We start from the raw sequence: 26214 nt of genomic DNA on the forward strand, positions 1-26214 counted from the left end.
AGCCGCGGGTAGTCCGGCACGTTGGTGCCGGTCGGAGTCCATTGCACCCGCGCCGGGCTGCGGTAAAACTCCACCAGCCCACCGAGCTTGGGCGCAAGATCGGTCATGGCCTGGGAGTTGATGTCCGACTCGCGGATCGGCGTCAGCCCGACAATGGTCTTTTTCAGCGAGACGGTCTTGGAGGTAACGAACTGGGCGTATAGCCAGGCGGCCAGGCGCTGCTTCTCTGGCGTCGACTTGAGGAAGGTCCAGGAGCCGGCATCCTGATAGCCAAGCTTCATGCCCTCCTCCCAGTACGGCCCCTTGGGCGATGGCGCCATGCGCCACTTCGGCGTGCCGTCGGCGTTCATCACCGGCAGGCCTGGCTTGGTCATGTCGGCGGTAAAGGCGGTGTACCAGAAGATCTGCTGGGCGATGTTGCCCTGGGACGGCACCGGCCCGGATTCGGAGAAAGTCATGCCCTGGGCCTCTGGCGGCGCATAGGCGCGCATCCAGTCGACATATTTTTGCGTGGCGTAGACCGCAGCCGGGCCATTGGTGTCGCCGCCACGGGTAACGCTGGAGCCGACCGGGTGGCAGTCTTCGACGCGAATGCCCCATTCATCCACCGGCAAGCCGTTGGGCAGGCCCTTGTCGCCACCACCGGCCATGGAGAACCAGGCATCGGTGAAGCGCCAGCCCAGCGACGGGTCTTTCTTGCCGTAGTCCATGTGCCCGTAAACGCGCTTGCCGTCGATTTCCTTGACGTCCTCGCTGAAGAACTTGGCGATGTCTTCATAAGCTGACCAGTTCACCGGCACGCCCAGCTCGTAGCCGTACTTTTCCTTGAACTTGGCCTTGAGGTCGGGGCGGTCGAACCAGTCGGCGCGGAACCAGTAGAGGTTGGCGAACTGCTGGTCAGGCAGCTGATAGATCTTGCCGTCCGGCGCGGTGGTGAAGGAGATGCCGATAAAGTCCTTAAGGTCCAGGGTCGGCGAGGTGTAGTCCTTGCCTTCGTTGGCCATCAGGTCGGTGATGGATTCGGTCTTACCATAGCGAAGGTGGGTACCGATCAGGTCGGAATCATTGACCCAACCGTCGTAGATATTCTTGTCCGACTGCATCTGCGTCTGCAGTTTTTCCACCACGTCGCCTTCCTGCAGCAAGTCGTGGGTCAGCTTGATCCCGGTGATCTCGCTGAAAGCCTTGGCCAGCACCTTGGCCTCGTACTCATGGGTGGCGATGGTTTCCGACACCACGTTGATCTTCATCCCGCGAAACGGCTCGGACGCCTTGATGAACCACTTCAACTCTTCAAGCTGCTGCTCGGGAGTCAGGGTCGAAGGCTTGAACTCGCTGCCGATCCACTTCTTGGCGGCATCTTCATAGGCATCGGCCCAGGCACTGGCGTGAAAGCTGCCAAGCACCAGCAGGGCTGCGAGGGTCAAATGTCGCCGGTTCTTGTTGTTGTCGAACATTGTGATCTCCCGATTGAGTATTTTCCCGGAGCCGTGCCGATTGCCCTCGGCTAACCCCAGCGCATCACCACCAACAGCCAGGCCAGGGACAGCAGCGAGGCTACCCACAGGTTCCAGTCGCTGAGCCCGATTACCAGCAGGTGCAGGTAAGCGCTGACCAGCAAACCAATGAACAACCGGTCACCACGGCTGGTGGCGATCGGCAGAAAACCACGACGCTCGACGCACGGCCGACGCAGCTCATGCAGCGTCATGCCCAGCAGCAACAGGCCGATCGAGGCGAAGAAGATCGCTGTTGGCAAAGTCCAGGCCATCCAGTCCATAGCGCGCTCCTCAGACCCGGCCCAGGGCAAAGCCCTTGGCGACATGGTTACGGACAAACCAGATCACCAGCATGCCCGGCAGAATGGTCAGTACCCCGGCAGCGGCCAGCACGCCCCAGTCGATCCCCGAGGCCGACACCGTTCGGGTCATCACCGCGGCAATCGGCTTGGCGTTCACCGAGGTCAGGGTGCGTGCCAGCAGCAGTTCGACCCAGGAAAACATGAAGCAGAAAAACGCCGTGACGCCGATGCCGGAGCCAATCAGCGGCACGAAGATCTTCACGAAGAACCGCGGGAAGCTGTAGCCGTCGATGTAGGCGGTTTCGTCAATTTCCTTCGGTACTCCGGACATGAAGCCTTCGAGAATCCACACCGCCAGCGGAACGTTGAACAGGCAGTGGGCCAATGCCACGGCAATGTGCGTATCGAACAGGCCGATGGACGAATACAGCTGGAAGAACGGCAGGAGAAACACTGCCGGTGGCGCCATGCGGTTGGTCAGCAGCCAGAAGAACAGGTGCTTGTCGCCAAGAAAGCGGTAGCGCGAGAAGGCATAGGCTGCCGGCAAGGCCACGCTCAGGGAGATCACCGTGTTCAGGCACACGTAGTACAGCGAGTTGATGTAGCCGCTGTACCAACTGGGGTCGGTGAAGATCACCCGGTAGTTGTCGAAGGTGAAGTTCTGCGGCCACAGGGTCAGGCCACCGAGGATCTCGGTGTTGCTCTTGAACGACATGTTCAGCAGCCAGTAGATCGGTACCAGCAGGAACAGGATGTACAGCAGCAGCGGCAGCGTCTTGCGCAGGTTCATGGGCGGCCCCTACTGTTTGTCGGCGTGGGTCATGGCGGTATAGAACAGCCACGACACCAGCAGAATGATCAGGAAGTACACCAGCGAAAACGCCGCCGCAGGTCCCAGGTCGAACTGCCCGACCGCCATCTGCGTCAGGGTCTGGCTGAGGAAGGTGGTGGCATTGCCCGGCCCGCCACCGGTGAGCACGAACGGCTCGGTGTAGATCATGAAGCTGTCCATGAAGCGCAGCATCACCGCGATCAACAGCACGTTCTTCATCTTCGGCAACTGGATATGCCGGAACACCGCCCAGGCCGAAGCGCGGTCGATGCGCGCCGCCTGGTAATACACGTCGGGGATTGCGCGCAGGCCGGAGTAACACAGCAGCGCCACCAGCGAGGTCCAGTGCCAGACGTCCATCACCAGCACCGTGACCCAGGCGTCCATGGTGTTGGCGGCATAGTTGTAGTTGATGCCCAGCTGGTTGAGTGAAGCACCGAGCAGGCCGATATCGGCGCGGCCGAAAATCTGCCAGATGGTGCCGACCACGTTCCACGGGATCAGCAGCGGAATGGCCATGACGATCAGGCACAAGGACGACCAGCGGCCCTTGGTCGGCATGGTCAGGGCGATAGCGATCCCCAGGGGGATTTCGATCAGCAGCACGCAGGCCGAGTAGATGAACTGGCGCAGCAGGGAGTCGTGCAGGCGCGGGTCCTGCAGCACCTGGCGGTACCAGTCGGCGCCAACGAAGTAGCGGCTGGACTGGTCGAAAATGTCCTGCACCGAGTAGTTGACCACGGTCATCATCGGTACCACGGCGCTGAAGGCCACCAGCAAAAACACCGGCAGCACCAGCCACCAGGCCTTGTTGTTGGGCACCTTGTTCATGGCCGGGCCTCCAGCAGCACGTCATCGGCATAGAGCATCAGCCACTGCGCCGGAAAACTGATCCAGGCCTGGCCTTCGGGCAGCGCACGGTCCTCGCCCAGGCGCACCTTGAGCGGCACGCCCTGCAGGTCGAGGGTGAGGATCTTGTAGGTCCCCAGGTCTTCGACATCCACCACCCTGGCGCTGAAGCCTTCGTCGAACGGCGCGTCCCAGACCTGGACGAATTCCGGGCGGATGCCCACCTGCAGGTGCGTGGTGTTGCTCGCCGCCAGGCGCTCCTGCAGATCCCCAGGCAATGGCAGATGGATGCCGGCAAAACCGACCCCGCCGGGCTGCACCTGCACCGGGATCAGGTTCATCCCCGGGCTGCCGATGAAGTAGCCGACAAAGGTGTGGCGCGGCCGTTCGAACAACTCGCGGGGGGTGCCGAACTGGACGATCTGCCCGCGATACATCACCGCGATCTTGTCAGCGAAGGTCGAGGCTTCGAGCTGATCGTGGGTGACGTAGATCATGGTGATGTTGAACTGCTCATGGATCTGCTTGAGCTTGCGCCGCAGCTTCCATTTAAGGTGCGGGTCGATCACCGTCAGCGGCTCGTCGAAGAGGATCGCCGAGACGTCGTCGCGCACCAGGCCGCGGCCCATGGAGACCTTCTGCTTCTCATCGGCGCTGAGGTTGCGGGCTTTCTTCTTCAACAGGTTACCCAGGTCGAGCACCTCGGCGATCTCTGCCACCTTCTTGCCGATGCGCGCTTCATCCAGGCCCTGGTTGCGCAGCGCAAAGGCCAGGTTGTCGAACACTGTCATGGTGTCGTAGACCACCGGGAACTGAAACACCTGGGCGATGTTGCGTGCCTGCGGCGACAGCGCGTTGACCACCTTGCCATCAAACAATACCTGGCCCTGGGACGGGCTGAGCAGCCCGGAAATGATATTGAGCAACGTGGATTTGCCGCACCCCGAAGGCCCGAGCAAGGCATAGGCACCGCCCTGCTCCCAGACATGTTCGAGCTCGCGCAAGGCATAGTCGTCAGCGCCCTGCGGGTCACGGCTGTAGCTGTGCGCCAGCTGTTGCAGGCGAATCTCGGCCATCAGGCGACCCTCGCTTCACGCAGGCCCGGCGCCTGCACCAGTTGCCCGGCGGTGTCGAAGACAAACAGCTTGTGGGTGGGGATGAACACCCGGATCGGCGCATCGACGTGGTACTCGTGCACGCCGGGCAGGTGCAGGACCAGGCGAAAGTGCTCGTTGCGCACATGCAGGAAGGTTTCCGAGCCGCTGATTTCCGCCAGTTCCACCAGCACTGCCAGCTCCAGGTCATCGTCGTTGGACGGCACCAGGCTGATATGGCTCGGGCGCACGCCGAAGCGGTAGTCGCCATCGCCAATGCGGCGCAGATCGGCGTTCATGGCGAAATGCACGGCGCCGGCAAAACTCACCTCATTGCCGCTGATACGCCCAGGCATCAGATTGATCGGCGGCTCGGAAAACAGCTCGGCGGCCAGTACCGTGCGCGGCTGGTGATAGACCTGGGCAGTGGGCCCGCTCTGCACGATGCGCCCTTCATGGAGGATGGTGGTGGTGCCGCCCAGGGCCAGGGCTTCGTTGGGTTCGGTGGTGGCGTACACGGCAATGCAATGGCGGGCGGCGAACAGCTCGCGCATCTCCTGGCGCAGCTCTTCGCGCAGCTTGTAGTCGAGGTTCACCAGCGGTTCATCGAACAGGATCAGTTCGGCGTCCTTGACCAGTGCCCGGGCCATGGCCGTGCGTTGCTGCTGACCGCCCGACAGCTCCAGCGGCAAGCGTTGCAGAAACGGCTCGATACGCAGCATCTGCGCGGTCTGCTGGACTTTCTCGCGGATCAGCGCTTCGGCCATGCGCGCCTGGCGCAAGGGTGAGGCAATGTTCTCGAACACGCTCAGGGTCGGGTAGTTGATGAACTGCTGATAGACCATCGACACATTGCGCTGGCGTACCGGGCGGCCGGTGACATCTTCGCCATTCATCAGCACCCGGCCACGGTCCGGCCGATCAAGCCCGGCCATCAGGCGCATGAGGCTGGTCTTGCCGGCCAGGGTGCGGCCGAGCAGCACATTGAACGAGCCGGGCTCGAAGCTCAGGCAGGCATCGTCGATGCACACCTGGTTATCCACGGTACGGCTGACATGTTCGAGCGTGAGCGACATGGCGCGGCCTTCTTGTTGTTATCGAGCAGGCGCACAAGGCAGAGCCAGATTCGTGCCAGCGGTTGCCAAGCCTTTGCCGGCAAAAGCATTTCAGCGAATTGACCGATGGCCAGGGTTCACACCTGAACAGAAATGAACAGCTTTCGCTGCACAGTTGAACAGCCGCGACATTGACAATGAACAGGACTGAACAACACTGGATCAGACAAAAACAACAACACTGCCACCGGCAGAGGACGGGGCCATGGCCGCATCCACTAGCGCCCATGCGCAACTGATCCAGGCCTCCTGGCAGCGCTGCCGCGCCTACGGCCTGGATCACCAGTCACAACCGCAGTTCGGCGAAGCATCCGCCGCCCAGGTCAGCGAACTGCTCGAACGCGAGCATTCACTGCTGGGCACCACCCGCGACGAGGTGCTGCCGCAATACGCGCACCTGCTCGGCAACTCCAGTTACCTGATCATGCTCAGCGACCATCTGGGCCAGTTGCTCGATGCCTGGGGCACCCGCCGCTTTATCGAGCCGCGTCAGCGCCACGGCTTTGTCGCCGGCGCCTGCTGGCGGGAACAAGGGGTGGGCACCAATGCCATCGGCACCGCCCTGGCTACCGGCGAGGCGGTGCATGTCAGCCAGGACGAGCACTTCCTCAAGCTCAACCGCTTCATGGCCAGCGCCGCCGCCCCCTTGTTCGACGCCGAGCGCCAGTTGATCGGCGTACTCGATGTGTCCAGCGACAGCTACCTGCCGGCGGCGCAAACCCAGGGCCTGGTGCGGATGATGAGCCAGAGCCTGGAGAACCGCCTGATCCTGGCGCGCTTTGCCGGGGATTACCGGCAACTGAGCTTCAATACCGGCGCCAACAACCTCGACAGCCAATGGGCCGGGCTGCTGGTGTTCGATGACCAGGGCCGGGTGCTGGCGGCCAATCGCCGGGCCGACAGTTTGCTCGGCCAGAATCCGTTGCAACTGAACCTGGAGCAGTTGTTCAGGACGCCCCTGGTGCAACTGCTCGGCCACAGCGCAGAGCAACCGTTCGCCGTGCAGGTGACCGGGCGCAACCGTTTTCATTGCCTGCTGCATGCCCCCACCCAAACCCCGCGGGCCACACCGGTCAGCCATGCACAAACCACCTGCGACCCGCGTATCGACAAGGCCCTGCACCAGGCCGGGTTGTTGCTGGAAAAGGACATTGCGCTATTGATCGAGGGCGAAACCGGAGCCGGCAAGGAAGTCTTCGTCAATGCCCTGCACCGCGCCAGCAGCCGCGCCGGCCAGCCGTTGATTGCGGTGAACTGCGCAGCGATTCCGGCCGAGCTGGTCGAGTCGGAGCTGTTCGGCTACGAGAAAGGCGCATTCACCGGCGCCCATCACAAGGGCAACATCGGCCTGATCCGCAAGGCCGACCGGGGCATCCTGTTTCTCGATGAAATCGGTGACATGCCGCTGCCGACCCAGGCACGCCTGCTGCGCTTTCTGCAGACCCGCAACATCCAGCCATTGGGCAGCGGTGAACCGACCCCGGTGGATATCCGCGTGGTCTCGGCGACCAACCAGAACCTCGCCAACCAAGTACGTCTGGGCCACTTTCGCCAGGACCTGTACTACCGCATCGCCGGCCTCAGCCTGATGCTGCCGCCCTTGCGCGAACGCAGCGACCGCCTGGCCCTGATCGAGCAGCTCCACCAGCAGTACCGCGAGCCCGGGGCGCCGACGCAACTGCCCGGCAAGGTGCTGGAACTGCTGCTCCAGCATCCCTGGCCGGGCAACCTGCGCCAGCTGGCCAGCGTGCTTCAGGTGGCGCTGGCGCTGGCGGGCGGGCGGCCGATTGCTGTGGAGCATCTGCCGGACAGTTTCTTTGCCGACCTGCCCGCCTCCAGGCCGCAGCCCCCCGTGTTGCCGTCACCAGCTAGCGCTGACGACCTCGGCCAGCGCCTGCAAGGCCTCAACGGCAATATCTCGGCCCTGGCCCGGGCCCTGGGCATCAGCCGCACCACCCTGTACAAGCGGCTGCACGCCCAGGGCCAGGCCGGCACAGTTGACGAACGCCTGGGCTGATGGTCAGATGCCTGCCAGTTTCAGGTGCCTGCCGCCGCCGTGCGTCAGGTGAAACGGGAAGCCGGTGCGTCGTTATCGACCAGTCCGGCGCTGCCCCCGCAACGGTAAGCGAGTGAAGCATTCAACCCGCCACTGTGCCCACAGGCATGGGAAGGCGAATGGCTTCAAGCCTCGCAAGCCCGGAGACCGGCCTGAAGCCCCACGACTGCATGCAGTCATTTAGGCAAACCTGCGGAGGGCGGGCACGAGCCGGCTGCCTGGCGCGTGTTGGCTGGGGCCCTCCTGTGCGCTTCGCGAATGTTTTTCGAGAAGTCCATGACAGCAACAACCCCCAAGCGTCGCCGCGGCCGCGTCGCCGAAGATGAAATCCAGAGCAAGCCCGAGTGGTCGCAGATCCCCGAGCATACCCGCCACGTGATGCTCTGCACCGGCCCTCGCTGCGTGCAACGCGGTGCCCTGCCGCTGTGGAGAGTCCTGCGCCGCGAGCTGCTGGTGGCCAATCGTATCGAAACCACTGACGGCGTGCTGCTGACCCGCAGCCATTGCCAGTTCCCCTGCAACCTCGGCCCAGTGCTGACGGTGTATCCGGACCGTTGCTGGTACCGGGTGGCCAACGCCGAAGACGCGCAACGGCTGGTGCGCGAACACCTGATCGAGGGCCAGCCGGTGCCCGATCTGCTGCTCAATGGCCAGGTGTCATGAGGTGGTTCGGCGCCAGCTTGCTGGCCGTGCTGAGCCTGGCGCGGCAGCTGCGGGCCTTTAAGCAAGACCCACCTTGAGTCGTCACAGCAGATTCCGCTGTATAACCCACTACTTCAGCTTTACCGGCTGAGCGCCCAACGCGCTTCAGCCGGGATTTATCATTGATCACGTCGACAATAAGCACACAGCCAACCCCGGATGCGTGCCTCGATGCAAACAACAAATACAGTCTTGATGATCCGCCCGGCGCGGTTCGCCTTCAACCCGGATACCGCCCTCAACAACCGCTTCCAGCAGGCCCTGCTAGAGCCGGAGCAAGCACAGCAGAAAGCGCTGGAAGAGTTCGATGGTTACGTCGACACCCTGCGCCAGCACGGCGTCGAAGTGCTGGTGGTGCAGGACACCCCGGCGCCGCACACCCCTGATTCGATCTTCCCCAACAACTGGTGGAGCAGCCACGCCGACGGCAGCCTGGTGCTCTACCCGATGGAAGGCCAGAACCGCCGCCTGGAGCGCAACAAGGGCGTACTCAAGGTGCTCGAGGAACGTTTTGCCGTTCGTCAGACCATCGATCTGAGCCCCCTTGAACAGCAGAGTATGTATCTGGAAGGGACCGGCAGCATGGTCCTGGATCGCGAGCACCGGATCAGCTACGCCTGCCATTCCGGACGCACCCACACCCAGGCCCTGCGCCTGTTCGCCGAACAGCTCGACTATCGCCTGTGCCTGTTCCACGCCGTCGACCGCCACCAGGCACCGATCTATCACAGCAACGTGATGATGAGCGTCGGCCGCGGGCTCTCGGTGGTCTGCCTGCAGGCGCTGCCCGAGGCCGATGAACGCCGCGCCCTGGAGCATTCGCTGCGCGACACCGGCAAGGACATCCTGGCCCTGGACTTCGACCAGCTCGAAGGCTTCGCCGGCAACATGCTTGAAGTCCATGACAAGCAAGGCCAGCCGCTGCTGGTGATGTCGCGCAGTGCCTGGCGCTCGCTCAGGCCCGAACAACGCCGGCAGGTGGAGCAGCACAGCCACCCGGTGGTGGTGAACATCGACCACATCGAGCGCATCGGCGGCGGCAGCGCGCGCTGCATGCTCGCAGAAGTGCACCTGCCCGTCCGTCACTGATTACAACAAAGGAGTTCATCATGACCCGCTATATCGACGTTACCGACCTCAGCCGCCTGGTGGTCCGCAAAGGCCTGAGCACCTGCATCAGCGAGATGGCCGATTACATCCGTGAGGACTACCTGCGCTGGCACGACTTCGAAAAATGCGCACGCCTGGCCAACCATTCGCCCGATGGCGTGATCGAGCTGATGCCGGTGTCCGACGCCAACCTGTACGCCTTCAAGTACGTCAACGGCCACCCGAAAAACACCCAGCGCGGCATGCTCACGGTGATGGCCTTCGGCGCTCTGGGCGACGTCGATACCGGCGCGCCGGTACTGCTCAGCGAAATGACCCTGACCACCGCCATCCGTACCGCCGCCACTTCGGCCCTGGCCGCCCGCTACCTGGCGCGCAAGGACAGCCGCAGCATGGCGCTGATCGGCAACGGCTCGCAAAGCGAGTTCCAGGCCCTGGCCTTCCACGCCCTGCTAGGCATCGACGACATCCGCCTGTACGACCTGGACCCACAAGCCAGTGCCAAGCTGGTGGCCAACCTCAGCGCCTTCCCGGCAATCAAGGTGAGCGTCGCCGGCTCCGTCGCCGACGCGGTGCGCGGTGCCGACATCGTCACCACGGTGACCGCCGACAAGGCCTACGCCACCATCCTCACCCCGGACATGATCGAGCCGGGCATGCACCTCAATGCTGTCGGTGGCGACTGCCCGGGCAAGACCGAGCTGCACCGCGAAATCGTCGAACGCGCGCGGGTGATCGTCGAGTACGAACCGCAAAGCCGCATCGAAGGCGAAATCCAGCAAATGCCCGCCGACTCGCCGACCACCGAGTTCTGGCAGGTGGTCAACGGCCAGGTGGCCGGCCGCGAGAACGCCGAGCAAGTGACCCTGTTCGACTCGGTCGGCTTCGCCCTCGAAGATTACTCGGCGCTGCGTTATGTGCTGGATGTGGCCAAGGCGCTGGACATCGGCAGCGAGATCGCCCTGGTGCCGGAACTCAAGGACCCCAAAGACCTGTTCGCGCTGCTGCGCGCACCGGTTGAAAACCTGCAGAAAAAACGCGCCTGAGGCCGACCGATTCTGCTGCGCTACGGCGCGGCAGATCGGAAACTGCTGCATGCGAAGCCTAAACAGGAGGTGCTTCAGCCGATTCGGCTGCAATACACGCGTTAACAGCAAAATCCGGCAGCCGACGCCGGCGCAAACGACACAAAAAAAACGTCGTCATCGCGCATTCTGAGCCCGACCCGATAGTCACTAAAAGACCAGAAGCGCACCACTGCCCTACATCAACTATAAAACTCAGGGATACTCATATGACTTCGCTGCGAAAGCTCCTCAGCGTGCTGCTCCTGCCACTGTGCGCAAGTGCGGTGCAGGCCAAGGAATGGACCGAGATCCGTTTCGGCGTCTACCCCGAATACCCTCCTTTTGAATCCGTTGCCGCCGATGGCAGCCTGCAAGGCTTCGACATCGAGCTGGGCAACGCCATCTGCGCCAAGCTGCAGGTCAAGTGCACCTGGGTGCACAATGAATTCGACGGCATGATCCCGGCCCTGCGGGCACGCAAGTTCGACGCGATCATGTCGTCGATGGCGGTGACCCCGGCGCGGCAGAAACAGATCGACTTCAGCGCCCGGCTGTTCCTCAGCCCGACCTCGGTCATCGTGCGCAAGAACGCCGATTTCGGCGACACCCCAGAATCGCTCAAGGGCAAGCAGGTTGGCGTACTGCAAGGCTCGCTGCAAGAAGCCTACGCCCGCGCCAAGCTGGCGCCGCTGGGGGCCCAGGTCAAGGCCTACCAGTCCCAGGACCAGAACTACGCCGACCTGATCAACGGCCGCCTCGATGCCACTCTGACCGACAAGCTCGAAGCGCAGCTGAACTTCCTCACCAAGCCCGAAGGCACCGACTTCAAGAGCGGCCCGGCGATCAAGGACCCGACCCTGCCACTGGATATCGCCATGGGCCTGCGCAAGAACGACAGCGAGCTCAAGGCCCTGCTCGACAAAGGTATCGCCGCGGTGCACGCCGATGGCACTTTCGCCGAAATCCAGAAGAAGTACGTCGGCGACCTGGATATCTACAACGAGTAAGCCGTGCCGTCGTGATCAGTTCGCCCTGAGCTGATCACGGTCGCATTTGCCCTGCGTCCTACCGAGATTTTTCCCGTGAACGACTTCCTTCACTCCCATGGCTGGCAGGCCCTAAGCTTGCAGGGCTTCGGCCCGCTGTTGCTGCAAGGGACCTGGATGACCCTGAAACTGGCGCTGCTGTCGCTAGCCCTGAGCCTGGCCCTGGGCCTGTTCGGCGCCAGCGCCAAGCTCTCGCGGCACACGTTGCTGCGGGTGCCGGCAACCCTGTACACCACCCTGATTCGCAGCGTGCCGGACCTGGTGCTGATCCTGCTGATCTTCTACACCCTGCAACTGTGGCTCAACGACCTGACCGACCTGCTCGGCTGGGACTACTTCGAGATCGATCCGTTTACTGCCGGGGTCATCACCCTGGGCTTTATCTATGGTGCCTACTTCACCGAGAACTTTCGCGGCGCGATCCTCAGCGTCCCAGCCGGACAACTGGAGGCCGCCACGGCCTACGGCTTGAGCACCGCGCAACGCTTTCGCCTGGTGCTGTTCCCGCAACTGATGCGCTTCGCCCTGCCGGGCCTTGGCAACAACTGGCTGGTGCTGCTCAAGTCCACCGCGCTGGTGTCGATCATTGGCCTGGCCGACCTGGTCAAGGCTGCGCAGAACGCCGGCAAGTCCACCAACAACACCCTGTACTTTCTGATCATCGCCGGGCTTGTGTACCTGCTGATCACCACCCTCTCCAACCGCTTGTTCAAGCACCTGGAGCGGCGTTACAACACCGGCATCAAGGGGCTGGCACGATGATCGAACTCTTTGAGCAATACGGCCAGGCCTACCTCTACAACGATGGCGCCGGGATGTCCGGGCTGGCCATGACCCTGTGGCTGTTCGTCATCACCATGGTCCTGGGCTTTTTCCTGTCGTTGCCGCTGGCCCTGGCGCGGGTGTCGCGCAGCCTGTGGCTGCGCTGGCCGGTGGAGTTCTACACCTTCGTGTTCCGCGGCACGCCGCTGTATATCCAGTTGCTGATCTGCTACACCGGCCTGTACGGGCTGGAGGTGGTGCGCGATCACGCCCTGCTCGACCAGTTCTTTCGCAACGCGCTGAACTGCACCCTGCTGGCCTTCGTGCTCAACACCTGCGCCTATACCGTGGAAATTTTCGCCGGGGCGATTCGCAACATCCCCCATGGCGAGATCGAAGCGGCCCAGGCCTATGGCCTGCATGGCTGGAAGCTGAACCTGTTCGTGGTGCTGCCAGCGGCCCTGCGGCGTTCGCTGCCGGCCTACAGCAACGAACTGATCCTGATGCTGCACGCCACCTCGCTGGCCTTCACCGCCACCATCGCCGACATCCTCAAGGTCGCCCGCGATGCCAACGCCGCCACCTTCCTGACCTTCCAGGCCTTCGGAACGGCGGCGCTGCTGTACATGTTGCTGTCCTTCGCGCTGGTCGGGCTGTTTCGCCTGGCCGAGCGACGCTGGATGGGCTTTCTTGTTCCTGCCCGAGGCTAACTCATGACCACTACCGTACACGCCCTGGCAACCGCCGAGCACACCCACAGCAGCCGCCCCACCCCGCGCATTGCCAGCATTGGCGCCGATGCCACGGTCAAGCTGAGCGTCGCCGACCTGCACAAGCGCTATGGTGAGCATGAAGTGCTCAAGGGCGTCTCACTGCAGGCGCGCAAAGGCGACGTGATCAGCCTGATCGGCGCCAGCGGCTCGGGCAAGAGCACCATGCTGCGCTGCATCAACTTTCTCGAGCAGCCCGATGCCGGGGTCATCACCCTCGACAACCAAACGATCGAAATGCGCCAGGGCCGGGCCGGTGCCCGGGCGCCGCACCCGGCGCAGCTGCAGAACCTGCGCACGCGCCTGGCCATGGTCTTCCAGCATTTCAACCTGTGGAGCCACATGACCGTGCTGGAGAACATCTGCATGGCACCGCGGCGGGTGCTCGGGGTCAGTAGCCAGGAAGCCGAAGCCCGGGCGCGCAAGTACCTGGACAAGGTCGGTCTGCCGGCCCGCGCCGCCGACCAGTACCCGGCGTTTCTTTCCGGCGGCCAGCAACAGCGGGTGGCGATTGCCCGGGCGCTGGCCATGGAGCCGGAAATCATCCTCTTCGATGAACCGACCTCGGCCCTGGACCCGGAGCTGGTCGGCGAAGTGCTGAAAGTCATACAGACGCTGGCCGAGGAAGGTCGTACCATGCTCATGGTCACCCACGAGATGGGCTTTGCCCGTCAGGTGTCGAGCCAGGTGCTGTTCCTGCATCAGGGCCGGGTCGAGGAACAGGGAAGCGCCGAGATACTTGACCAGCCGCAGAGCGAGCGCCTGCAGCAATTTCTTTCCAACCGTTTGAAGTGAAGCCGAACCTGCATGGATACCAAGGTCAACAGCCCACAGACCACGCCGCCCCTGGACCGGATCGACGAAGCGATCATCGATGTCTTGCGCCATAACGGGCGCATCACCTATGAAAAGCTCTCATCGCTGGTGCACCTCACCCCACGCCCGTGCCTGGAACGGGTGCGCAAGCTGGAACGGCGCGGGGTGATTCGCGGCTATGGCGCAATCATCGATGTGCAGATGGTCTCGCCGGGGTTGTCACTGCTGGTGCTGGTGGCCCTCTCCAACCAGAGCGGGCGCGCCGCGCAAAAGGCTTTTGAGGCCTGCGTGCGCGCCTGTCCGCAGGTGTTCGACTGCCAGCTGATCAGTGGCCACTTCGATTACAGCCTGCGCATGCGCTGCCGTGACATGGAGCACTACCGGGTGCTGACCGAGACCTGGATGAACAACGACGAGCTGCACATCGACAAGCTGGTCGCCCACCCGGAGCTGGCGGTGGTCAAGAACACCGCCCCGCAGCTCTAAACCCGCCAATCAGGTACGCGGCGGCGCCACCGGCCCGCTGCGCGACCAGTCCAGCAACAGGCTGTAGGCCACCGCCAGCAAGGTCGGGCCGATGAACAGGCCGATAAAGCCGAAGGCCAGCAGGCCGCCAAACACCCCGAGCAGGACGATCACCAGCGGCAGGTTGCCGCCACGGCTGATCAGGTAGGGTTTGAGCACGTTGTCGACGCCGCTGATGATGAAAGTCCCCCAGAGGCCGAGGAACACCGCCATGCCGTACTCACCCTGCCAGGCCAGCCAGGCGGTGGCCGGCACCCAGGCCAGCGGTGGGCCCATGGGGATCAGGCTGAGCATGAAGGTGACGATTGCCAGCACCAGTGCCCCCGGTACCCCGGCAATCAGGAAGCCGATCAGCGCCAGCACGGCCTGCGCCGCTGCCGTACCGATCACACCGTTGACGACCCGTTGCACTGTGCCGGCGACCAGGTCCAGGTAATACTCACCACGCTCGCCGATCAGCCGGTCCAGCAGGCGCAGCACAAACGCCGCCAGCCGTGGCCCGTCCCGGTAGAAGAAGAACACGAAGACCAGGCTCAGGGTCAGCTCGAGAATGCCGCTGCCGATCTGCGCGCTGCGCGCCAGCAGCCAGTTGCCGACCTGGCCGAGGTACGGCTTGATCGCCGTCAGTAACGCCGCGCCCTGCTGGTCGATGGTGTCCCACATGCCGACCAGACGCCCGCCCACGAACGGCACGCTACCCAGCCAAACGGGCGCATCGGGCAGGCCGTCGACCTGCACGTCGCGTACGAAGGCGGTGGCATCACGAATGTGATCGGCCAGGTTGAAGCCCAGCCACACCAGCGGCAACGCCACCAGCAGGATCCACAAACTGGTCAGCAAGCCTGCCGCCAGGGTTTCGCGGCCGCCGAGCAGGCGGGTCAACAGGCGCATCAGCGGCCAGCTGGCATAGGCCAGGATGGCGCCCCAGAGCAGCGCCGAGATAAACGGTGCCATCACCCACAGGCCGGCGCCAAGCAGCGCCAGCAGGATGATTTGCACCAACAGGCGGTCATTATTGGGCATCATGCTTCTCGATCAACGAATCAGTTCGACGTGGAAACCATCAGTCTCGGCCTGACCCACTTCCAGCCGCGCCGGACGTACCCCGGCCTTGACCAGTTGCTCGCGCCAGGCTTCGGCCTTGGCCCCGCTCAGGCTCACGCGCAAGGTGGTGCTGTTGTTCAGGCTGCGCCCGAGCAGGTTGATCCAGGCTTCTGGTGGCTCGCCATCAAGGTCAGGGTAGTCGAGCTTGCCGGTGTCGAGCAGTTCGCGCATCAAGGTTGCCGGCGTTGGCAGCAGCTCGCCCAAAGGCGCGTCGGCGACGAATTCCTCGACGTGCAGGTAGGCGCGCTTGTTACCGCGAGTGATGCTGTACAGGGCGACCAGGGTGTTGTTCTGCTCGGCGGAGCGGCGCAGCAGAATGAACGCCTGTTGCTCGTCGGCGCCCGACAGTAGGCGGTTCTTGAACACCTCGTTGGCCCACAGGCTGTTTTCGCCGCAATCGCGGGCCTGACACCAGAACAACGGGTAGCCACCGTCCTTTTGCAAGGCTTCCCGGGCGGCGGTGAAGGCTTCATTGGCGCTGCGCTCGCGCGGCAGCTCATAGGTGGTCGAGCTGACCTGGCCGCGGCTTTCGATCTTGCCTTCGACCCGCAACTGGTTGCTGATCTTGCGCAGGCCACCCAGCGGGTAGACCCGTTCCTGTACCAGCGCCGGGCGCTGATCGACCACCTTGGCGTCCAGCGGGACCGGCAAGCTGTCGGCCAGCAACGGCGCGCTGGCAAGAACGCCGAGCCCGGCCATCGCGGCCTGGATAAAAAGTATGAGCCTCATAGGCTCGCCACCGAGCGCGGGGCGTCAAGGTGGTCAACGGATGTGGCGTTGTCTTGCTCGTTCATGGTTGTCTCCCTGTTCAACCCGCCAAGCCTCGACAGTTGCCCGCCACAAGTCAAGAAATGCCAAAGAAGCGATTGAAACAGTCTGCAACAAGGGTTGCGCCGGTCTCGTCATTCAGGTGCAGGTGATGGCCGCCCGGCAGTTGTTCTCGCTCAAAGGGTAGCTGCTCAAGCAACTCGCCGTGGCGCGCGAGCATACCGTCCGCGGCCACCACCAGTTTCGCCGGGCAGGCAATGCGCTGCACGAAGCTCATCGCCTGGGCTTCGTTGAGCCGGGTCGGTGACGGCAGGGTCAGACGGCTGTCGCTGCGCCAGCTGAAGCCACCGGGTACCGGCATCAGCCCGCGCTGGGCAAGCAGTTCGGCGGCTTCGCGGCTGACCGCCACCAGGCCTTTCATGCGCGCCTCGATGGCCTGGTCGAGGGTCGGGTGCACCGCCTTGCGCTTGCTGTCCAGGCGCAGTTGCGCCTGCAGGGCCATGCCCATGCGTTCGGCAGCATCCTGAGGGCCGCTGCTGGGCGGGATCACCCCGTCGATCAGGGCCAGTCGGGTGACCCGCTCGGGCAGCGCGCCGGCCAGCACGACCGAGATGATCGCCCCCAGCGAGTGTCCGAGCAGGGCAAAACGTTCCCACCCCATCTGCTCGGCGACCCGCAGCACATCATGGGCGTAGTCGGCCAGGGCATAGCCGGCGCCGGCCGGGCGATGCTCGGAATGGCCGTGGCCAGCCAGGTCCAGGGCCAGAATGCGCAAGCCCTTGAGCCGCGGCGCCAGGCGGGCAAAGCTGTTGGCGTTGTCCAGCCAGCCGTGCAAGGCAATCACCGGCAGGCCATCGACCGGGCCGAACAGGTGCGCGGCCAGTTCGATATGGCCGAGGTTCAGGCGCACTTCTTCCATTTCGGTGGTCATGCCGACGTATCCTGCCAGCGGTCGAACAAGCCCTTGATCAGGCTCGCGGTGTCGGTTGGGTGCTCCAGCGGAAACATATGCCCGCCGGGCAGGCTATGGTACTCCCCCCGGGGCATGCCCCGTACAGCCAGGGCATGATGACGCTTGACCACCCGGCTGTGGCTGCCACGGACCATGGCCAGGGGCAGTTCAAGCTGTTTGGCCGGGCTCGGGCTGGTGTGCGGCAGGCTGCGGTAGATGCTGATTTCGGTGGCCGGATCAAAGCGCAGGCGCAAACCGTCTCCGCCCGGCTGCAGGCCATGCTCCAGGTAGGCGTCGAGGCACTCGGGGTCGAAATGCCGGAACAGCGTCTTGCCGGCGAAATAGGCCCGGGCGCTGTCACGGTCGGCAAACGCTTCGCGGCGCCCCAGGGTACGCCCGGCCGGGGTAATGCGATCGATAAAGCCCATGCGCTTGGCCGCCTGGATCAGCCACTGATCGACCCGGGTCAACACCGGCGAATCGAGCATCACCACGCCGCGATAGTACTGCGGGCAGCGCATGGCGGCATGCAGGTGCAACACGCCGCCCAGGGAATGGCCGACGCCCCAGACCGGCCCCGGCTGTTGCTCCAGGTGATGGATCAGCTCGTCGACCAGGCTCTGCCAGTTGTCATTGACCGGAAAGCGCGGATCGTGGGCGTGTTGGGCCAGGTGGGTCACCTGATAGTCCGGCGCCAGCGCAGCAAAGAGCTTGCCGTAGGTGGCTGAGGGGAAGCCATTGGCATGGGCGAAGAAGATCTGCTGCGACATGGCCGCCAATCCAGAGGGAAGTGATGGCTCATTGTCGGCAACCGCACCCGCGGCGGCAATGTCCGGAAAAGCCATCGGCGACGGCAATCAGGTCAATACTCGCCGAAACTGGCCATCGAGCGGCGCAGGCAAGCCTGCATATAAGCCAACTGCTGCTCCAGCGCTTCGCGGGCACGACGTCTGTCTTCGACATCGAGTTCGAGTCGGCGCAGGGCCAGGCAACTGGTCTGCAACAGGTGCGACATGCGGATACTGGCCTGGCGCAGCTGTTCCAACTCGTACTGGCCTTCGAACTTGCGCAACAGGTAGTCGAGCTTGGCATCGGCGCTGTCTTGCAACATGCGGTACTCGGCAAAATCCAGTGCCTGATGCCTTCGTACCTTGTCGAGCGTGGGCTGCACGTCGACCGAGTACACCAGATCCAGATGTCTACTGCTCATAGTCGAATTCCCTGGGACACCCTGCCCCGCAACTTCAACGCACGCTAACAAGCTGCACGGGACACGACAACTGGTAAAAATGCCAGGTCGATCAGCGGCTGGGGACGTCCTGGCCGAGAGGAATCACGGCCATGGTCAAGCGTGAAATACAGCTGGCCTTGCCCTCGTCGCTGCTCAGGCGAATATCCCAGACGTGGGTACTGCGGCCGATGTGCACCGGTTTGGCCGTCGCCGTTACCCGCCCGCCACGGATCCCGCGCAGGTGGTTGGCGTTGATTTCCAGGCCCACGCAGTAGAATTTCTGCGGGTCGATGCACAGGCAGCTGGCCATCGAACCGACCGTTTCGGCCAGCACCACCGAAGCGCCGCCGTGCAGCAGGCCGAACGGCTGGTGGGTACGGTGATCGACGACGATGCTGGCGCTCAGCGAGTCTTCGCTGAATGCTTCAAAACGGATGTCCAGCACTTCGCCAATGGTGTTCTTCTGCAAGGCGTTGAGTTGTTCGATGTCGGGCTGGGTATGCCACAGGCTCATGGGCGCAATTCCTTGTTGTGCTTGTTATTGAGGGTGACTCACGGGTGCTTGAGACTCTTGAGGGTCATCAGCCCGGCCAGCGGCCAGTCGCCTTCAAGCTGTGCCAGGCTGGCGGTACTCATGGGCGCCGGGGTGCGGTAATGGCCGTGCTCCAGCAGCCCCACAAGCGTGCCCACCAGCGGCTGGTGACTGACCAGCAGCACCTCCTCCAGGCCCAGCTTGTCCAGCTCGGCGATGACCGCTTGCGGATCGCTGTCCGGCGTCAGCCAAGGCACGGTCTGCACCGGCTTGGCAAAACCGAGGGCCTCGTGGACCAGCGCGGCCGTCTGTTGGGCGCGCACGTAGGGGCTGGCGAGGATCACCTGCGGCGGCTGGCCAAGCAGCACCGCCGCGCTGCGCAGCACCTGCTCGCGGCCATGGGCGGTGAGCCGACGCTCGGCGTCGGTGTGGGCCCGTGGCTCGGCTTCGCCGTGACGCAAGACCCAGAGCTTCACAGCTTTGGCTCTTCGTCACGCACCGGATGCGGCGCAGGCGGCACGCTGTGCGCGGCTTCGCCTTCCGGCGCGCGCGGGGTTGGCCAATCGGCGAATGGCCAGGGTTTCTGGTCGCTGTGGAAGCTGCCGAAGCGGCCGATCTGGGCCAGGAACTGGCTGAGGCTGTCGCCGAAATTCATCAGGCTGGCGCTCGGTGCGCCGTAGATCAGCCGATAGATCAGTTGCACCAGCACCAGGCCGCCGAGCAACAGTTCAGCCAGCTGCCAGACCACCAGGAACACCAGCATCCACAACACGCGCAAGATGATCGATTCGCGCTGGGTCTGGTTGGAAGATTCGTTCATGTCCTGCTCCTGCTTAGTTGAAACCGCTGGTGGAGATAAAGTCGACATCGGTTTTCGGCTCGCCGCGCATCAGCAGCTCGATCACCTGGGTCAGGGTCCGGCCTTCGAACAGGATCGCATGCAGCCCGGCCACCAGGGGCATGTAGACCTGCACTTGCTGGGCTTTGACCTTGAGCACCTTGAGCGTGTTCACCCCTTCGGCGACTTCGCCCAGGCGGCTGACCGCCTCATCCAGGCTCAGGCCCTGGCCCAGGGCGTAGCCAACTTGATAGTTACGGCTCTTGGGCGAGGAGCAGGTGACGATCAGGTCGCCGACGCCGGCCAGGCCCAGAAAGGTCATCGGGTTGGCCCCTTGGCTGACGGCAAAGCGGGTCATCTCGGCCAGGGCGCGGGTGATCAGCATGCTCTTGGTGTTTTCGCCCATGCCCAGGGCCACGGCCATGCCGGCGATGATCGCGTAGACGTTCTTCAGCGCCCCGCCCAGTTCGACGCCAAAGCGGTCGCCGCTGGCGTAAACGCGAAAGGTGCGCCCGTGCAACACGGCCTGAACGCGCTGGCACAGCGCTTCGTCTTCACTGGCAACCACGGTGGCGGTCAATGCGTGTTCAGCCACTTCGCGGGCCAGGTTCGGCCCCGACAGCACGCCGATGCGCGCTTGAGGCGCGATTTCTTCGAGGATCTGGCTCATCAGCTTGAAGCTCTGCGCCTCGATGCCCTTGGTCAGGCTGACCAGCATCTTGCCGCCCAACAGCTGGGCATGGGGCGCCAGCACGCTGCGCAGGGCACTGGAAGGCAAGGCCACGAAGATCAGCTCGCAGGCCTCGAGGGTCGCCAGCAGATCGTTGACCGGCTCAACCCCGGCATGCAGCTTGATGCCTTTGAGGTAGCGCGGGTTCTCGCGGTTGCTGCGCATGGCCTCGGCCTGCTCGGGGTCGCGCATCCATTGCCGCACCCGAACGCCGTTTTCCGCCAGTAGATTCGCCACGGCGGTGCCGAAACTCCCGCCTCCCAGAACTGCAACAGGCTGCTGTTCAGTCATATCCAATCCGTTAAAACCAATTAAAGTGGCGACTTGCGCATTATACGGAGCGCCAGTGCCAGAGCCAGTGGCAGATGACCGAATCGGCCTTGGCATCGCCTTGAGCACGACTGGAAAATACCCGTCACTCGGTTAACATGCCCGACTTGAACCCGCTACCAAGGCCGCACTGTGTCTTTTGGCCCGACCTCCACACGCCCTTTATTGCTGCTGACAGCCCTGCTCAGCGGCCCCAGTATGGCTGACGACCTGTTCGTCGACAGCCAGGCCCTGCCACAGGTGCTCACCGCCACCCGCCTCAAGCAATCGCCAGCGGCGGTGCCGGGCAGCATGACCGTGCTCGACAGCGAGCTGATTCGCGCCAGCGGCGCCCGCGACATTCCCGAACTGCTGCGCCTGGTGCCAGGCATGATGATCGGCTATGGCGCCGGCAACCAGCCGACGGTCAACTACCACGGCAGCAACGTCAACGATGCCCGGCGCATGCAGGTACTGATCGACGGCCGCTCGGTGTACCGCGCAGGCCTGGCCACCGTGGACTGGAGCGACATTCCGCTGGCGATGGAAGACATCGAGCGCATCGAGGTGTTTCGTGGCCCCAACACCGTCAGCTATGGCGCCAATGCGCTGATGGCGGTGGTCAACATCCTTACCCGCAACCCGGCCGACAGCCATGGCACGCGCCTGAAAGTCACCCGCGGCCAGCGCGGCATCAATGACTGGTACGCAAGCCAGGGCCTGGGCTGGGACGGTGGCGACCTGCGCCTGTCGCTCTCGGGGATGCAAGACGATGGCTTCGACGAAAACCGCTGGGGCCAGGACTACCGCGACAGCCGCCGCCTCAACCGTCTGGGATTGAGTGCCAGCCACAGCCTGGCCAGCAACCAGAGCCTGGACTGGCAATTCTCGGTCAAAGAAGGCAGCGATCAACGGCCCTATACCTATAAACCGGTGTTTCCCTATGTCACTGCGGCAGGCAACAACGCCGACCTCAACGCCAAGGACTATGCCGGTTCGCTGCGCTGGAACATCGACTTCAACCCCGACCACAGCCTCTATGTGCAGGGCTCGGCCCAGCACTGGGAGCGCGAGCAAGTGTGGCGTGCCTGTGACGCGGCGCTGTCCTTCAGCCCGCAACTGACCCAGCTCTGGCGCCTGAACCCGAACTACGCAGAGCAGGTGGCCCGCAACATCACCTCGCCACTGCCTGCAGGCAGCGCCGAGGAGCGCGCCCTGGCCGAACAGGTGCAGCAGCAGTGGCGCAATGGCGGCGCGCAACAAGTATGCGGCGATATCGACCAGAGCACCCGCGAGACCCGCTATGACCTGGAGGTGCAGGACACCCTGAGCCTGTCCGACAGCCTGCGCCTGGTCAGCGGGGCCAACTACCGGTACGACCGCGCCGACTCGCAGACTTACTTCAATGGCAGCCTGGATGACAGCACCTGGCGCCTGTTCGGCCACCTGGAATGGCGCGCCGACGAGCACTGGATCCTCCAGGGCGGGGCGATGTACGAAGATACCCGCCTGTCCGGCAGCTCCCTGACCCCGCGGATGGCGCTCAACTACCTGATCACCCCGCGCCACGGCTTGCGTGCGGTGTACTCCGAAGCCGTGCGCTCGCCGGACATGTTCGAGAACAACGTCAACTGGAGTTATCGGGTCAACAACCTGGTACCCGGCGCCTTCGGCCAGCGCAACGCCGAGTACTTCGTCAAGACCCGCGGCCCCGGCGATCTTGAACAGGAGCGTATGCGCTCGCGGGAACTGGGCTATAACGGATACTTCGCCGATGCCGACCTGAGCGTCGACCTCAAGCTGTTCTACGATGAAATCACCGGCATGATCAGCGAGCCGCTGCGCAACAACCAGTACATTGCCAGCAACAGCAACAGGGCCCGCTTCAGTGGCAGCGAAGCGCAACTGGACTGGCGCCTGAGCCAGGCCGACCGTGTGCGCCTGACCTACGCCTACGTCGACGCCTGGGCCAGCAACCCGGCCGACCGCCGCCTGAGTGCGCGCAACAGCGGCTCGGCCGGCTGGCTGCGTGACTGGGGCATGGGTTGGTCCAGTGCTCTTTTCTACTACGGCGATGACGCCCTCAACCAGTACCGCTTCGAACGGGTTGATCTGCGCGTTGCCAAGCGCCTGCGCTGGGAGCGCACCACCCTGGAGCTGGCGGGCATGCTCCAGCAGCGCCTGGACGACGAGCCGACGACCATCTACGACAACCGTTATGACAGCCGCCAGGTGCTGTCTTTCAGTGCGCAGTTGGAGTTCTGATGCGTTACCTGCGGCGCTGGCTGCTGCTGATCTGCCTGTGGCCCCTGAGTGCCCTGTCCGCCAGTGAAATCCTGCTCACCGGTAGCCAGGACAGCCCCGGCGTGCGCAGCTTCGTCGAGGCGTTACGCGAACGCCGCCCGGCTGACCAGGTGCACTTCGTGCCAGTGGCCGAGCTGCCACGCCCCAGCCAGATCAAAGCTGCCACCCGCTTGATCCTGCTTGATGGCGCCAGCCTCGAATGGCGCCTGAGCGAAACCGCCGGGCCTGCGGCGTTGGCCTTGCGCGTGAGCCGGGTGCAGGCCCAGCAACGCCTGGGCAGCCTGCGCCCGGCGTACCTGAGCCTGCTGTGGAGCGACCCACCCCCGGCCCGCCAGCTGCGCCTGACCCGCTACCTGTTGCCACAGGCCAAACGGGTGGGCGTGCTCTATACCGAACATAGCCAGTTTCTCCTCGACGAGCTGCGCAAGGCGGCGCGCCCGTTGGGCCTGGAAATCATCGCCGAAGCCTGGCCCGACCTGCGCGACAGCCGGCCATTGCAAACCCTGCTGCAAAACAGCGATGTACTGCTGGGCATCGATGACCCGCAGTTGTACAACTCAAAGTCGGCGAAGAATGTTCTGCTCAGCAGTTATGGTCGACAGATGGCGTTGATCGGGCCGAATGCCGGGTTCGTCAAGGCCGGTGCCCTGGCCAGCACCCTGAGTGACCAGGACGACTGGCTGGCGGTGCTCGATCGGCTGCTCGAGCAACCACCCAACCGCTGGCCGCGAACGCTCTACCCTGATCATTTCAGCGTCCTGGGCAACCAGCAGGTGGCCCGCGCCCTGGGCATCGAAGCGATTGACCCGGCCGCCGCCGCCCTGGCCGTGGCCGAAGGAGAAAGCACACCATGAGTCGGCGCCTGAGCTGGGACATTCACACCCGCACGCAGATCATCAGCCTCGGCCCGGCCCTGTTGCTGACCCTGCTGCTGATCAGCTTCTTTACCTTCGTGCGCATCCAGGACCTGCGCCAGGAGCTCAACCACACCGGCCAACTGATCGCCAACCAACTGGCCCCGGCCTCCGAATACGGAGTGATCGCCGGCAACAACGAAGTGCTCGAGAGCCTCATGCGCGCTACCTTGAGCATCCCCCACGTGCGCTTTCTCGAGGTGCAGGACAGTAGCAACCATATCCTCGTCTATGTCGAGCAGCCGGATGAGAGCAGCAACCGTGCGCAGCAGGTGGAAGTGTTCCAGGCACCGATCCGCCTGCAGCAGATTCGCCTGGACAACGACTTTCTGCACAGTAACGCGCCAACCAAGAACATCGGCGATGACTACCTCGGAAGGGTCATCGTCGGCATGTCGGACGACGCCTTCAGCGAGCGGCAACAGGAGATCGTGGTCAAGGCCGGGATCCTCGCCCTGTTCGCCCTGCTGTTCACCTTCATACTTGCCCGGCGCCTGGCCCTGAGCCTGGCCAAGCCGATCAGCGATATGGGCCATGCGGTCAAGGCCATCCAGCAAGGCGATTTCAATGCGCCGTTGCCGGTGGTCGATGACAGTGAACTGGGGCACCTGGCCCGGCACATCAACAACCTTGCCAGTGCGCTGGGCAAGGCCAGCCATGAACAGCAACAAGCCATGTCGCAACTGATCCAGGCCCGCGAGGAAGCCGAACAGGCAAACAAGGCCAAATCTGATTTCCTGGCGATGATGAGCCACGAGCTGCGTACGCCGATGAACGGCGTCATGGGCATGCTGCAACTTCTGGAAACAACCTCGCTCAACGAAGAGCAGGCCGAATACACCGCCGTGGCCAGCGAATCCACCGGGCACCTGCTCAAGGTCATCAACGACATTCTTGATTTCTCGCGCATCGAACGTACCGCTCTGGAGCTGGAACACATCGACTTCAACCTCGGCGAGCTGATCGGCAGCAGCGTCCAGTCGTTCCAGCACCTGGCCCAGCAGCGCGAGCTGGACCTGCAGTTGCACCTGCCGCCGGGCATGGAGCAACTGCAGGTAGTCGGCGACCCGACCCGCATTCGCCAGGTGCTGCTCAACCTGATCGGCAATGCACTGAAGTTCACCGAACACGGCAGTGTGCACATCGAACCACGCTGGCAGGTGCTCGACCGCCAGCTGATCTGGTTCACCTGTGCGGTACGCGACACCGGTATCGGCATCGACAACACGCGCCTGGAAATGATGTTCGTGGCATTCCAGCAGGCCGACAGTTCGATTTCCCGCCGCTATGGCGGCACCGGCCTGGGCCTGTCGATCGCCCGCACCCTGACCGAACGGATGGGCGGTACCCTGCGCGGCGAAAGCCGTGAAGGCCTGGGTTCGATCTTTACCCTGGAAATGCCCCTGGCCTTGTCCACCGCGCAAACGCCACGCCTGCCCGGTGGCCTGACCCGTGCCGAAGACGACGGCCAGGGCCGGCGCATCTTGCTGGTCGAAGACAACCCGGTGAACCAGACAGTGATCGAAGCCATGTTGCGCAGCCTGGGCTTTGAGGTGTGCGTCGCCGTCGACGGCGCCCAGGCCGTGGCCCAGGCCGGGCGCCAGCGCTTTGCCGCGGCACTGATGGACTGCCGCCTGCCGATCATCGATGGCTACGAAGCCACCCGGCGCATTCGCCAGCTGCCGCAGGCCGCCGCCATGCCGATTATCGCCCTGACCGCCAACGCCCTGCAGGGTGACCGCGAGCGTTGCCTGAACGCGGGCATGAACGACTACCTGGCCAAGCCGTTCAAACGCACTGATCTGCAGCAAATTCTGCAACGCTGGCTGCCCGGTCAGACAGCTGTGACTGGCGATAAATGCTAAATTGCGGCAGTCTTAGAGACTGGACAAGCGCCGCGAAGGGCTTGAAAATAAAATTTCAGTGCACAAGTGTACTTCTTTGCCCCGTGCGCTGTGACTTTCACTACAACGCAATAGTCTATGTG

27 protein-coding genes and 1 riboswitch are annotated in these 26214 nt (G+C 63.7%); of the genes, 12 read left to right on the forward strand and 15 right to left on the reverse strand.

The window, feature by feature from the left end:
• From UW3_RS27305 to UW3_RS0118780, 6 genes are all read right to left on the reverse strand, one after another.
• The coding region (locus UW3_RS27305; protein WP_010224610.1) for an ABC transporter substrate-binding protein at positions 1-1457 on the reverse strand (1457 nt) is incomplete at its 3' end.
• Positions 1458-1507: 50 nt separating this feature from the next.
• Positions 1508-1780: a DUF2160 domain-containing protein gene (locus UW3_RS0118760; RefSeq protein ID WP_010224612.1), complete on the reverse strand. Its 273-nt coding sequence runs from the start codon at positions 1778-1780 to the stop codon at positions 1508-1510.
• Positions 1781-1790: 10 nt separating this feature from the next.
• Complete coding sequence (locus UW3_RS0118765) at positions 1791-2591, reverse strand: carbohydrate ABC transporter permease (protein WP_010224614.1); 801 nt, start codon at positions 2589-2591, stop codon at positions 1791-1793.
• Between the two features lie 9 nt (positions 2592-2600).
• Positions 2601-3464 carry a carbohydrate ABC transporter permease gene (locus tag UW3_RS0118770; protein ID WP_010224616.1) on the reverse strand — a complete coding sequence of 288 codons (864 nt, stop codon included), beginning with the start codon at positions 3462-3464 and terminating at the stop codon, positions 2601-2603.
• Positions 3461-4558 carry an ABC transporter ATP-binding protein gene (locus tag UW3_RS0118775; RefSeq protein WP_010224618.1) on the reverse strand — a complete coding sequence of 366 codons (1098 nt, stop codon included), beginning with the start codon at positions 4556-4558 and terminating at the stop codon, positions 3461-3463. Before UW3_RS0118775 ends, UW3_RS0118770 begins: the two co-directional genes overlap by 4 nt.
• A complete protein-coding gene (locus UW3_RS0118780; protein ID WP_010224620.1) occupies positions 4558-5652 on the reverse strand; it encodes an ABC transporter ATP-binding protein in 1095 nt (364 codons plus the stop codon). The genes UW3_RS0118775 and UW3_RS0118780 overlap by 1 nt, the downstream gene beginning before the upstream one ends.
• Before the next feature lie 244 nt (positions 5653-5896).
• On the opposite strand from UW3_RS0118780, the gene UW3_RS27310 reads away from it, so the two are divergent.
• The 9 genes from UW3_RS27310 to UW3_RS0118825 all read left to right on the forward strand — a co-directional run bounded on the left by UW3_RS27310 (position 5897) and on the right by UW3_RS0118825 (position 14506).
• Positions 5897-7708, forward strand: a complete 1812-nt coding sequence (locus UW3_RS27310; RefSeq protein WP_010224622.1) for a sigma-54-dependent Fis family transcriptional regulator — start codon at positions 5897-5899, stop codon at positions 7706-7708.
• 5 nt (positions 7709-7713) lie between these two features.
• Positions 7714-7917, forward strand: a riboswitch (cobalamin riboswitch).
• A 106-nt stretch (positions 7918-8023) separates the two neighbouring features.
• Positions 8024-8410: a (2Fe-2S) ferredoxin domain-containing protein gene (locus UW3_RS0118790; protein ID WP_010224624.1), complete on the forward strand. Its 387-nt coding sequence runs from the start codon at positions 8024-8026 to the stop codon at positions 8408-8410.
• Positions 8411-8620: 210 nt separating this feature from the next.
• The gene (gene ctlX, locus UW3_RS0118795) at positions 8621-9538 is read left to right on the forward strand and encodes a citrulline utilization hydrolase CtlX (RefSeq protein ID WP_026001401.1); all 918 of its coding nucleotides are present in this window, start codon (positions 8621-8623) and stop codon (positions 9536-9538) included.
• Positions 9539-9558: 20 nt separating this feature from the next.
• Complete coding sequence (locus tag UW3_RS0118800) at positions 9559-10605, forward strand: ornithine cyclodeaminase (protein WP_010224627.1); 1047 nt, start codon at positions 9559-9561, stop codon at positions 10603-10605.
• 248 nt (positions 10606-10853) lie between these two features.
• The gene (locus tag UW3_RS0118805; RefSeq protein ID WP_010224628.1) at positions 10854-11633 is read left to right on the forward strand and encodes an ABC transporter substrate-binding protein; all 780 of its coding nucleotides are present in this window, start codon (positions 10854-10856) and stop codon (positions 11631-11633) included.
• 75 nt (positions 11634-11708) lie between these two features.
• A complete protein-coding gene (locus UW3_RS0118810; RefSeq protein WP_010224629.1) occupies positions 11709-12434 on the forward strand; it encodes an ABC transporter permease in 726 nt (241 codons plus the stop codon).
• Positions 12431-13144, forward strand: a complete 714-nt coding sequence (locus UW3_RS0118815) for an ABC transporter permease (RefSeq protein WP_010224630.1) — start codon at positions 12431-12433, stop codon at positions 13142-13144. Before UW3_RS0118810 ends, UW3_RS0118815 begins: the two co-directional genes overlap by 4 nt.
• Before the next feature lie 3 nt (positions 13145-13147).
• Positions 13148-13999: an ABC transporter ATP-binding protein gene (locus tag UW3_RS0118820; RefSeq protein ID WP_010224631.1), complete on the forward strand. Its 852-nt coding sequence runs from the start codon at positions 13148-13150 to the stop codon at positions 13997-13999.
• A gap of 12 nt (positions 14000-14011) precedes the next feature.
• On the forward strand, positions 14012-14506 hold the full coding sequence (locus UW3_RS0118825; RefSeq protein WP_010224632.1) for an Lrp/AsnC family transcriptional regulator: 495 nt from the start codon (positions 14012-14014) through the stop codon (positions 14504-14506).
• Between the two features lie 9 nt (positions 14507-14515).
• On the opposite strand, the gene UW3_RS0118830 is transcribed toward UW3_RS0118825, so the two are convergent.
• The 9 genes from UW3_RS0118830 to UW3_RS0118870 form a co-directional block, all read right to left on the reverse strand.
• Positions 14516-15568: an AI-2E family transporter gene (locus UW3_RS0118830; protein WP_010224634.1), complete on the reverse strand. Its 1053-nt coding sequence runs from the start codon at positions 15566-15568 to the stop codon at positions 14516-14518.
• A gap of 12 nt (positions 15569-15580) precedes the next feature.
• On the reverse strand, positions 15581-16378 hold the full coding sequence (locus tag UW3_RS0118835) for a DUF4892 domain-containing protein (protein WP_026001403.1): 798 nt from the start codon (positions 16376-16378) through the stop codon (positions 15581-15583).
• Positions 16379-16493: 115 nt separating this feature from the next.
• Entirely contained in the window at positions 16494-17348 is an 855-nt protein-coding gene (locus UW3_RS0118840; RefSeq protein WP_010224638.1) for an alpha/beta hydrolase, read from the reverse strand.
• The gene (locus UW3_RS0118845) at positions 17345-18139 is read right to left on the reverse strand and encodes an alpha/beta hydrolase (protein ID WP_010224640.1); all 795 of its coding nucleotides are present in this window, start codon (positions 18137-18139) and stop codon (positions 17345-17347) included. Before UW3_RS0118845 ends, UW3_RS0118840 begins: the two co-directional genes overlap by 4 nt.
• A gap of 92 nt (positions 18140-18231) precedes the next feature.
• Entirely contained in the window at positions 18232-18579 is a 348-nt protein-coding gene (locus UW3_RS0118850; RefSeq protein WP_010224641.1) for a hypothetical protein, read from the reverse strand.
• A gap of 91 nt (positions 18580-18670) precedes the next feature.
• Positions 18671-19114, reverse strand: coding sequence for a hotdog fold thioesterase (locus UW3_RS0118855; protein ID WP_010224643.1), 444 nt, complete (start codon positions 19112-19114; stop codon positions 18671-18673).
• Positions 19115-19152: 38 nt separating this feature from the next.
• Entirely contained in the window at positions 19153-19608 is a 456-nt protein-coding gene (sixA, locus tag UW3_RS0118860; RefSeq protein ID WP_010224645.1) for a phosphohistidine phosphatase SixA, read from the reverse strand.
• Positions 19605-19952 carry a DUF4389 domain-containing protein gene (locus tag UW3_RS0118865; RefSeq protein WP_010224647.1) on the reverse strand — a complete coding sequence of 116 codons (348 nt, stop codon included), beginning with the start codon at positions 19950-19952 and terminating at the stop codon, positions 19605-19607. Before UW3_RS0118865 ends, sixA begins: the two co-directional genes overlap by 4 nt.
• A 13-nt stretch (positions 19953-19965) precedes the next feature.
• A complete protein-coding gene (locus tag UW3_RS0118870; protein WP_010224649.1) occupies positions 19966-20991 on the reverse strand; it encodes an NAD(P)H-dependent glycerol-3-phosphate dehydrogenase in 1026 nt (341 codons plus the stop codon).
• A gap of 171 nt (positions 20992-21162) precedes the next feature.
• Between UW3_RS0118870 and UW3_RS0118875 the strand changes: the two genes are divergently transcribed.
• The 3 genes from UW3_RS0118875 to UW3_RS0118885 are packed head-to-tail and all read left to right on the forward strand — an operon-like array spanning position 21163 to position 26092.
• Positions 21163-23274 carry a TonB-dependent receptor gene (locus UW3_RS0118875; RefSeq protein ID WP_010224651.1) on the forward strand — a complete coding sequence of 704 codons (2112 nt, stop codon included), beginning with the start codon at positions 21163-21165 and terminating at the stop codon, positions 23272-23274.
• Entirely contained in the window at positions 23274-24167 is an 894-nt protein-coding gene (locus UW3_RS0118880) for an ABC transporter substrate-binding protein (RefSeq protein ID WP_010224653.1), read from the forward strand. Before UW3_RS0118875 ends, UW3_RS0118880 begins: the two co-directional genes overlap by 1 nt.
• Complete coding sequence (locus UW3_RS0118885) at positions 24164-26092, forward strand: response regulator (RefSeq protein WP_010224655.1); 1929 nt, start codon at positions 24164-24166, stop codon at positions 26090-26092. The genes UW3_RS0118880 and UW3_RS0118885 overlap by 4 nt, the downstream gene beginning before the upstream one ends.
• Positions 26093-26214 lie beyond the last annotated feature (122 nt).

The organism is Pseudomonas donghuensis, from assembly GCF_000259195.1.
GTDB lineage: Bacteria > Pseudomonadota > Gammaproteobacteria > Pseudomonadales > Pseudomonadaceae > Aquipseudomonas > Aquipseudomonas donghuensis.

Bases quoted from the DNA above. Each gene is read 5' to 3' on its own strand.
- UW3_RS0118760 (WP_010224612.1), bottom strand. From the start codon at position 1,780: ATGGACTGGATGGCCTGGACTTTGCCAACAGCGATCTTCTTCGCCTCG.
- UW3_RS0118765 (WP_010224614.1), bottom strand. From the start codon at position 2,591: ATGAACCTGCGCAAGACGCTGCCGCTGCTGCTGTACATCCTGTTCCTG.
- UW3_RS0118770 (WP_010224616.1), bottom strand. From the start codon at position 3,464: ATGAACAAGGTGCCCAACAACAAGGCCTGGTGGCTGGTGCTGCCGGTG.
- UW3_RS0118775 (WP_010224618.1), bottom strand. From the start codon at position 4,558: ATGGCCGAGATTCGCCTGCAACAGCTGGCGCACAGCTACAGCCGTGAC.
- UW3_RS0118780 (WP_010224620.1), bottom strand. From the start codon at position 5,652: ATGTCGCTCACGCTCGAACATGTCAGCCGTACCGTGGATAACCAGGTG.
- UW3_RS27310 (WP_010224622.1), top strand. From the start codon at position 5,897: ATGGCCGCATCCACTAGCGCCCATGCGCAACTGATCCAGGCCTCCTGG.
- UW3_RS0118790 (WP_010224624.1), top strand. From the start codon at position 8,024: ATGACAGCAACAACCCCCAAGCGTCGCCGCGGCCGCGTCGCCGAAGAT.
- ctlX (WP_026001401.1), top strand. From the start codon at position 8,621: ATGCAAACAACAAATACAGTCTTGATGATCCGCCCGGCGCGGTTCGCC.
- UW3_RS0118800 (WP_010224627.1), top strand. From the start codon at position 9,559: ATGACCCGCTATATCGACGTTACCGACCTCAGCCGCCTGGTGGTCCGC.
- UW3_RS0118805 (WP_010224628.1), top strand. From the start codon at position 10,854: ATGACTTCGCTGCGAAAGCTCCTCAGCGTGCTGCTCCTGCCACTGTGC.
- UW3_RS0118815 (WP_010224630.1), top strand. From the start codon at position 12,431: ATGATCGAACTCTTTGAGCAATACGGCCAGGCCTACCTCTACAACGAT.
- UW3_RS0118820 (WP_010224631.1), top strand. From the start codon at position 13,148: ATGACCACTACCGTACACGCCCTGGCAACCGCCGAGCACACCCACAGC.
- UW3_RS0118825 (WP_010224632.1), top strand. From the start codon at position 14,012: ATGGATACCAAGGTCAACAGCCCACAGACCACGCCGCCCCTGGACCGG.
- UW3_RS0118830 (WP_010224634.1), bottom strand. From the start codon at position 15,568: ATGCCCAATAATGACCGCCTGTTGGTGCAAATCATCCTGCTGGCGCTG.
- UW3_RS0118835 (WP_026001403.1), bottom strand. From the start codon at position 16,378: ATGAGGCTCATACTTTTTATCCAGGCCGCGATGGCCGGGCTCGGCGTT.
- UW3_RS0118840 (WP_010224638.1), bottom strand. From the start codon at position 17,348: ATGACCACCGAAATGGAAGAAGTGCGCCTGAACCTCGGCCATATCGAA.
- UW3_RS0118845 (WP_010224640.1), bottom strand. From the start codon at position 18,139: ATGTCGCAGCAGATCTTCTTCGCCCATGCCAATGGCTTCCCCTCAGCC.
- UW3_RS0118850 (WP_010224641.1), bottom strand. From the start codon at position 18,579: ATGAGCAGTAGACATCTGGATCTGGTGTACTCGGTCGACGTGCAGCCC.
- UW3_RS0118855 (WP_010224643.1), bottom strand. From the start codon at position 19,114: ATGAGCCTGTGGCATACCCAGCCCGACATCGAACAACTCAACGCCTTG.
- UW3_RS0118865 (WP_010224647.1), bottom strand. From the start codon at position 19,952: ATGAACGAATCTTCCAACCAGACCCAGCGCGAATCGATCATCTTGCGC.
- UW3_RS0118870 (WP_010224649.1), bottom strand. From the start codon at position 20,991: ATGACTGAACAGCAGCCTGTTGCAGTTCTGGGAGGCGGGAGTTTCGGC.
- UW3_RS0118880 (WP_010224653.1), top strand. From the start codon at position 23,274: ATGCGTTACCTGCGGCGCTGGCTGCTGCTGATCTGCCTGTGGCCCCTG.
- UW3_RS0118885 (WP_010224655.1), top strand. From the start codon at position 24,164: ATGAGTCGGCGCCTGAGCTGGGACATTCACACCCGCACGCAGATCATC.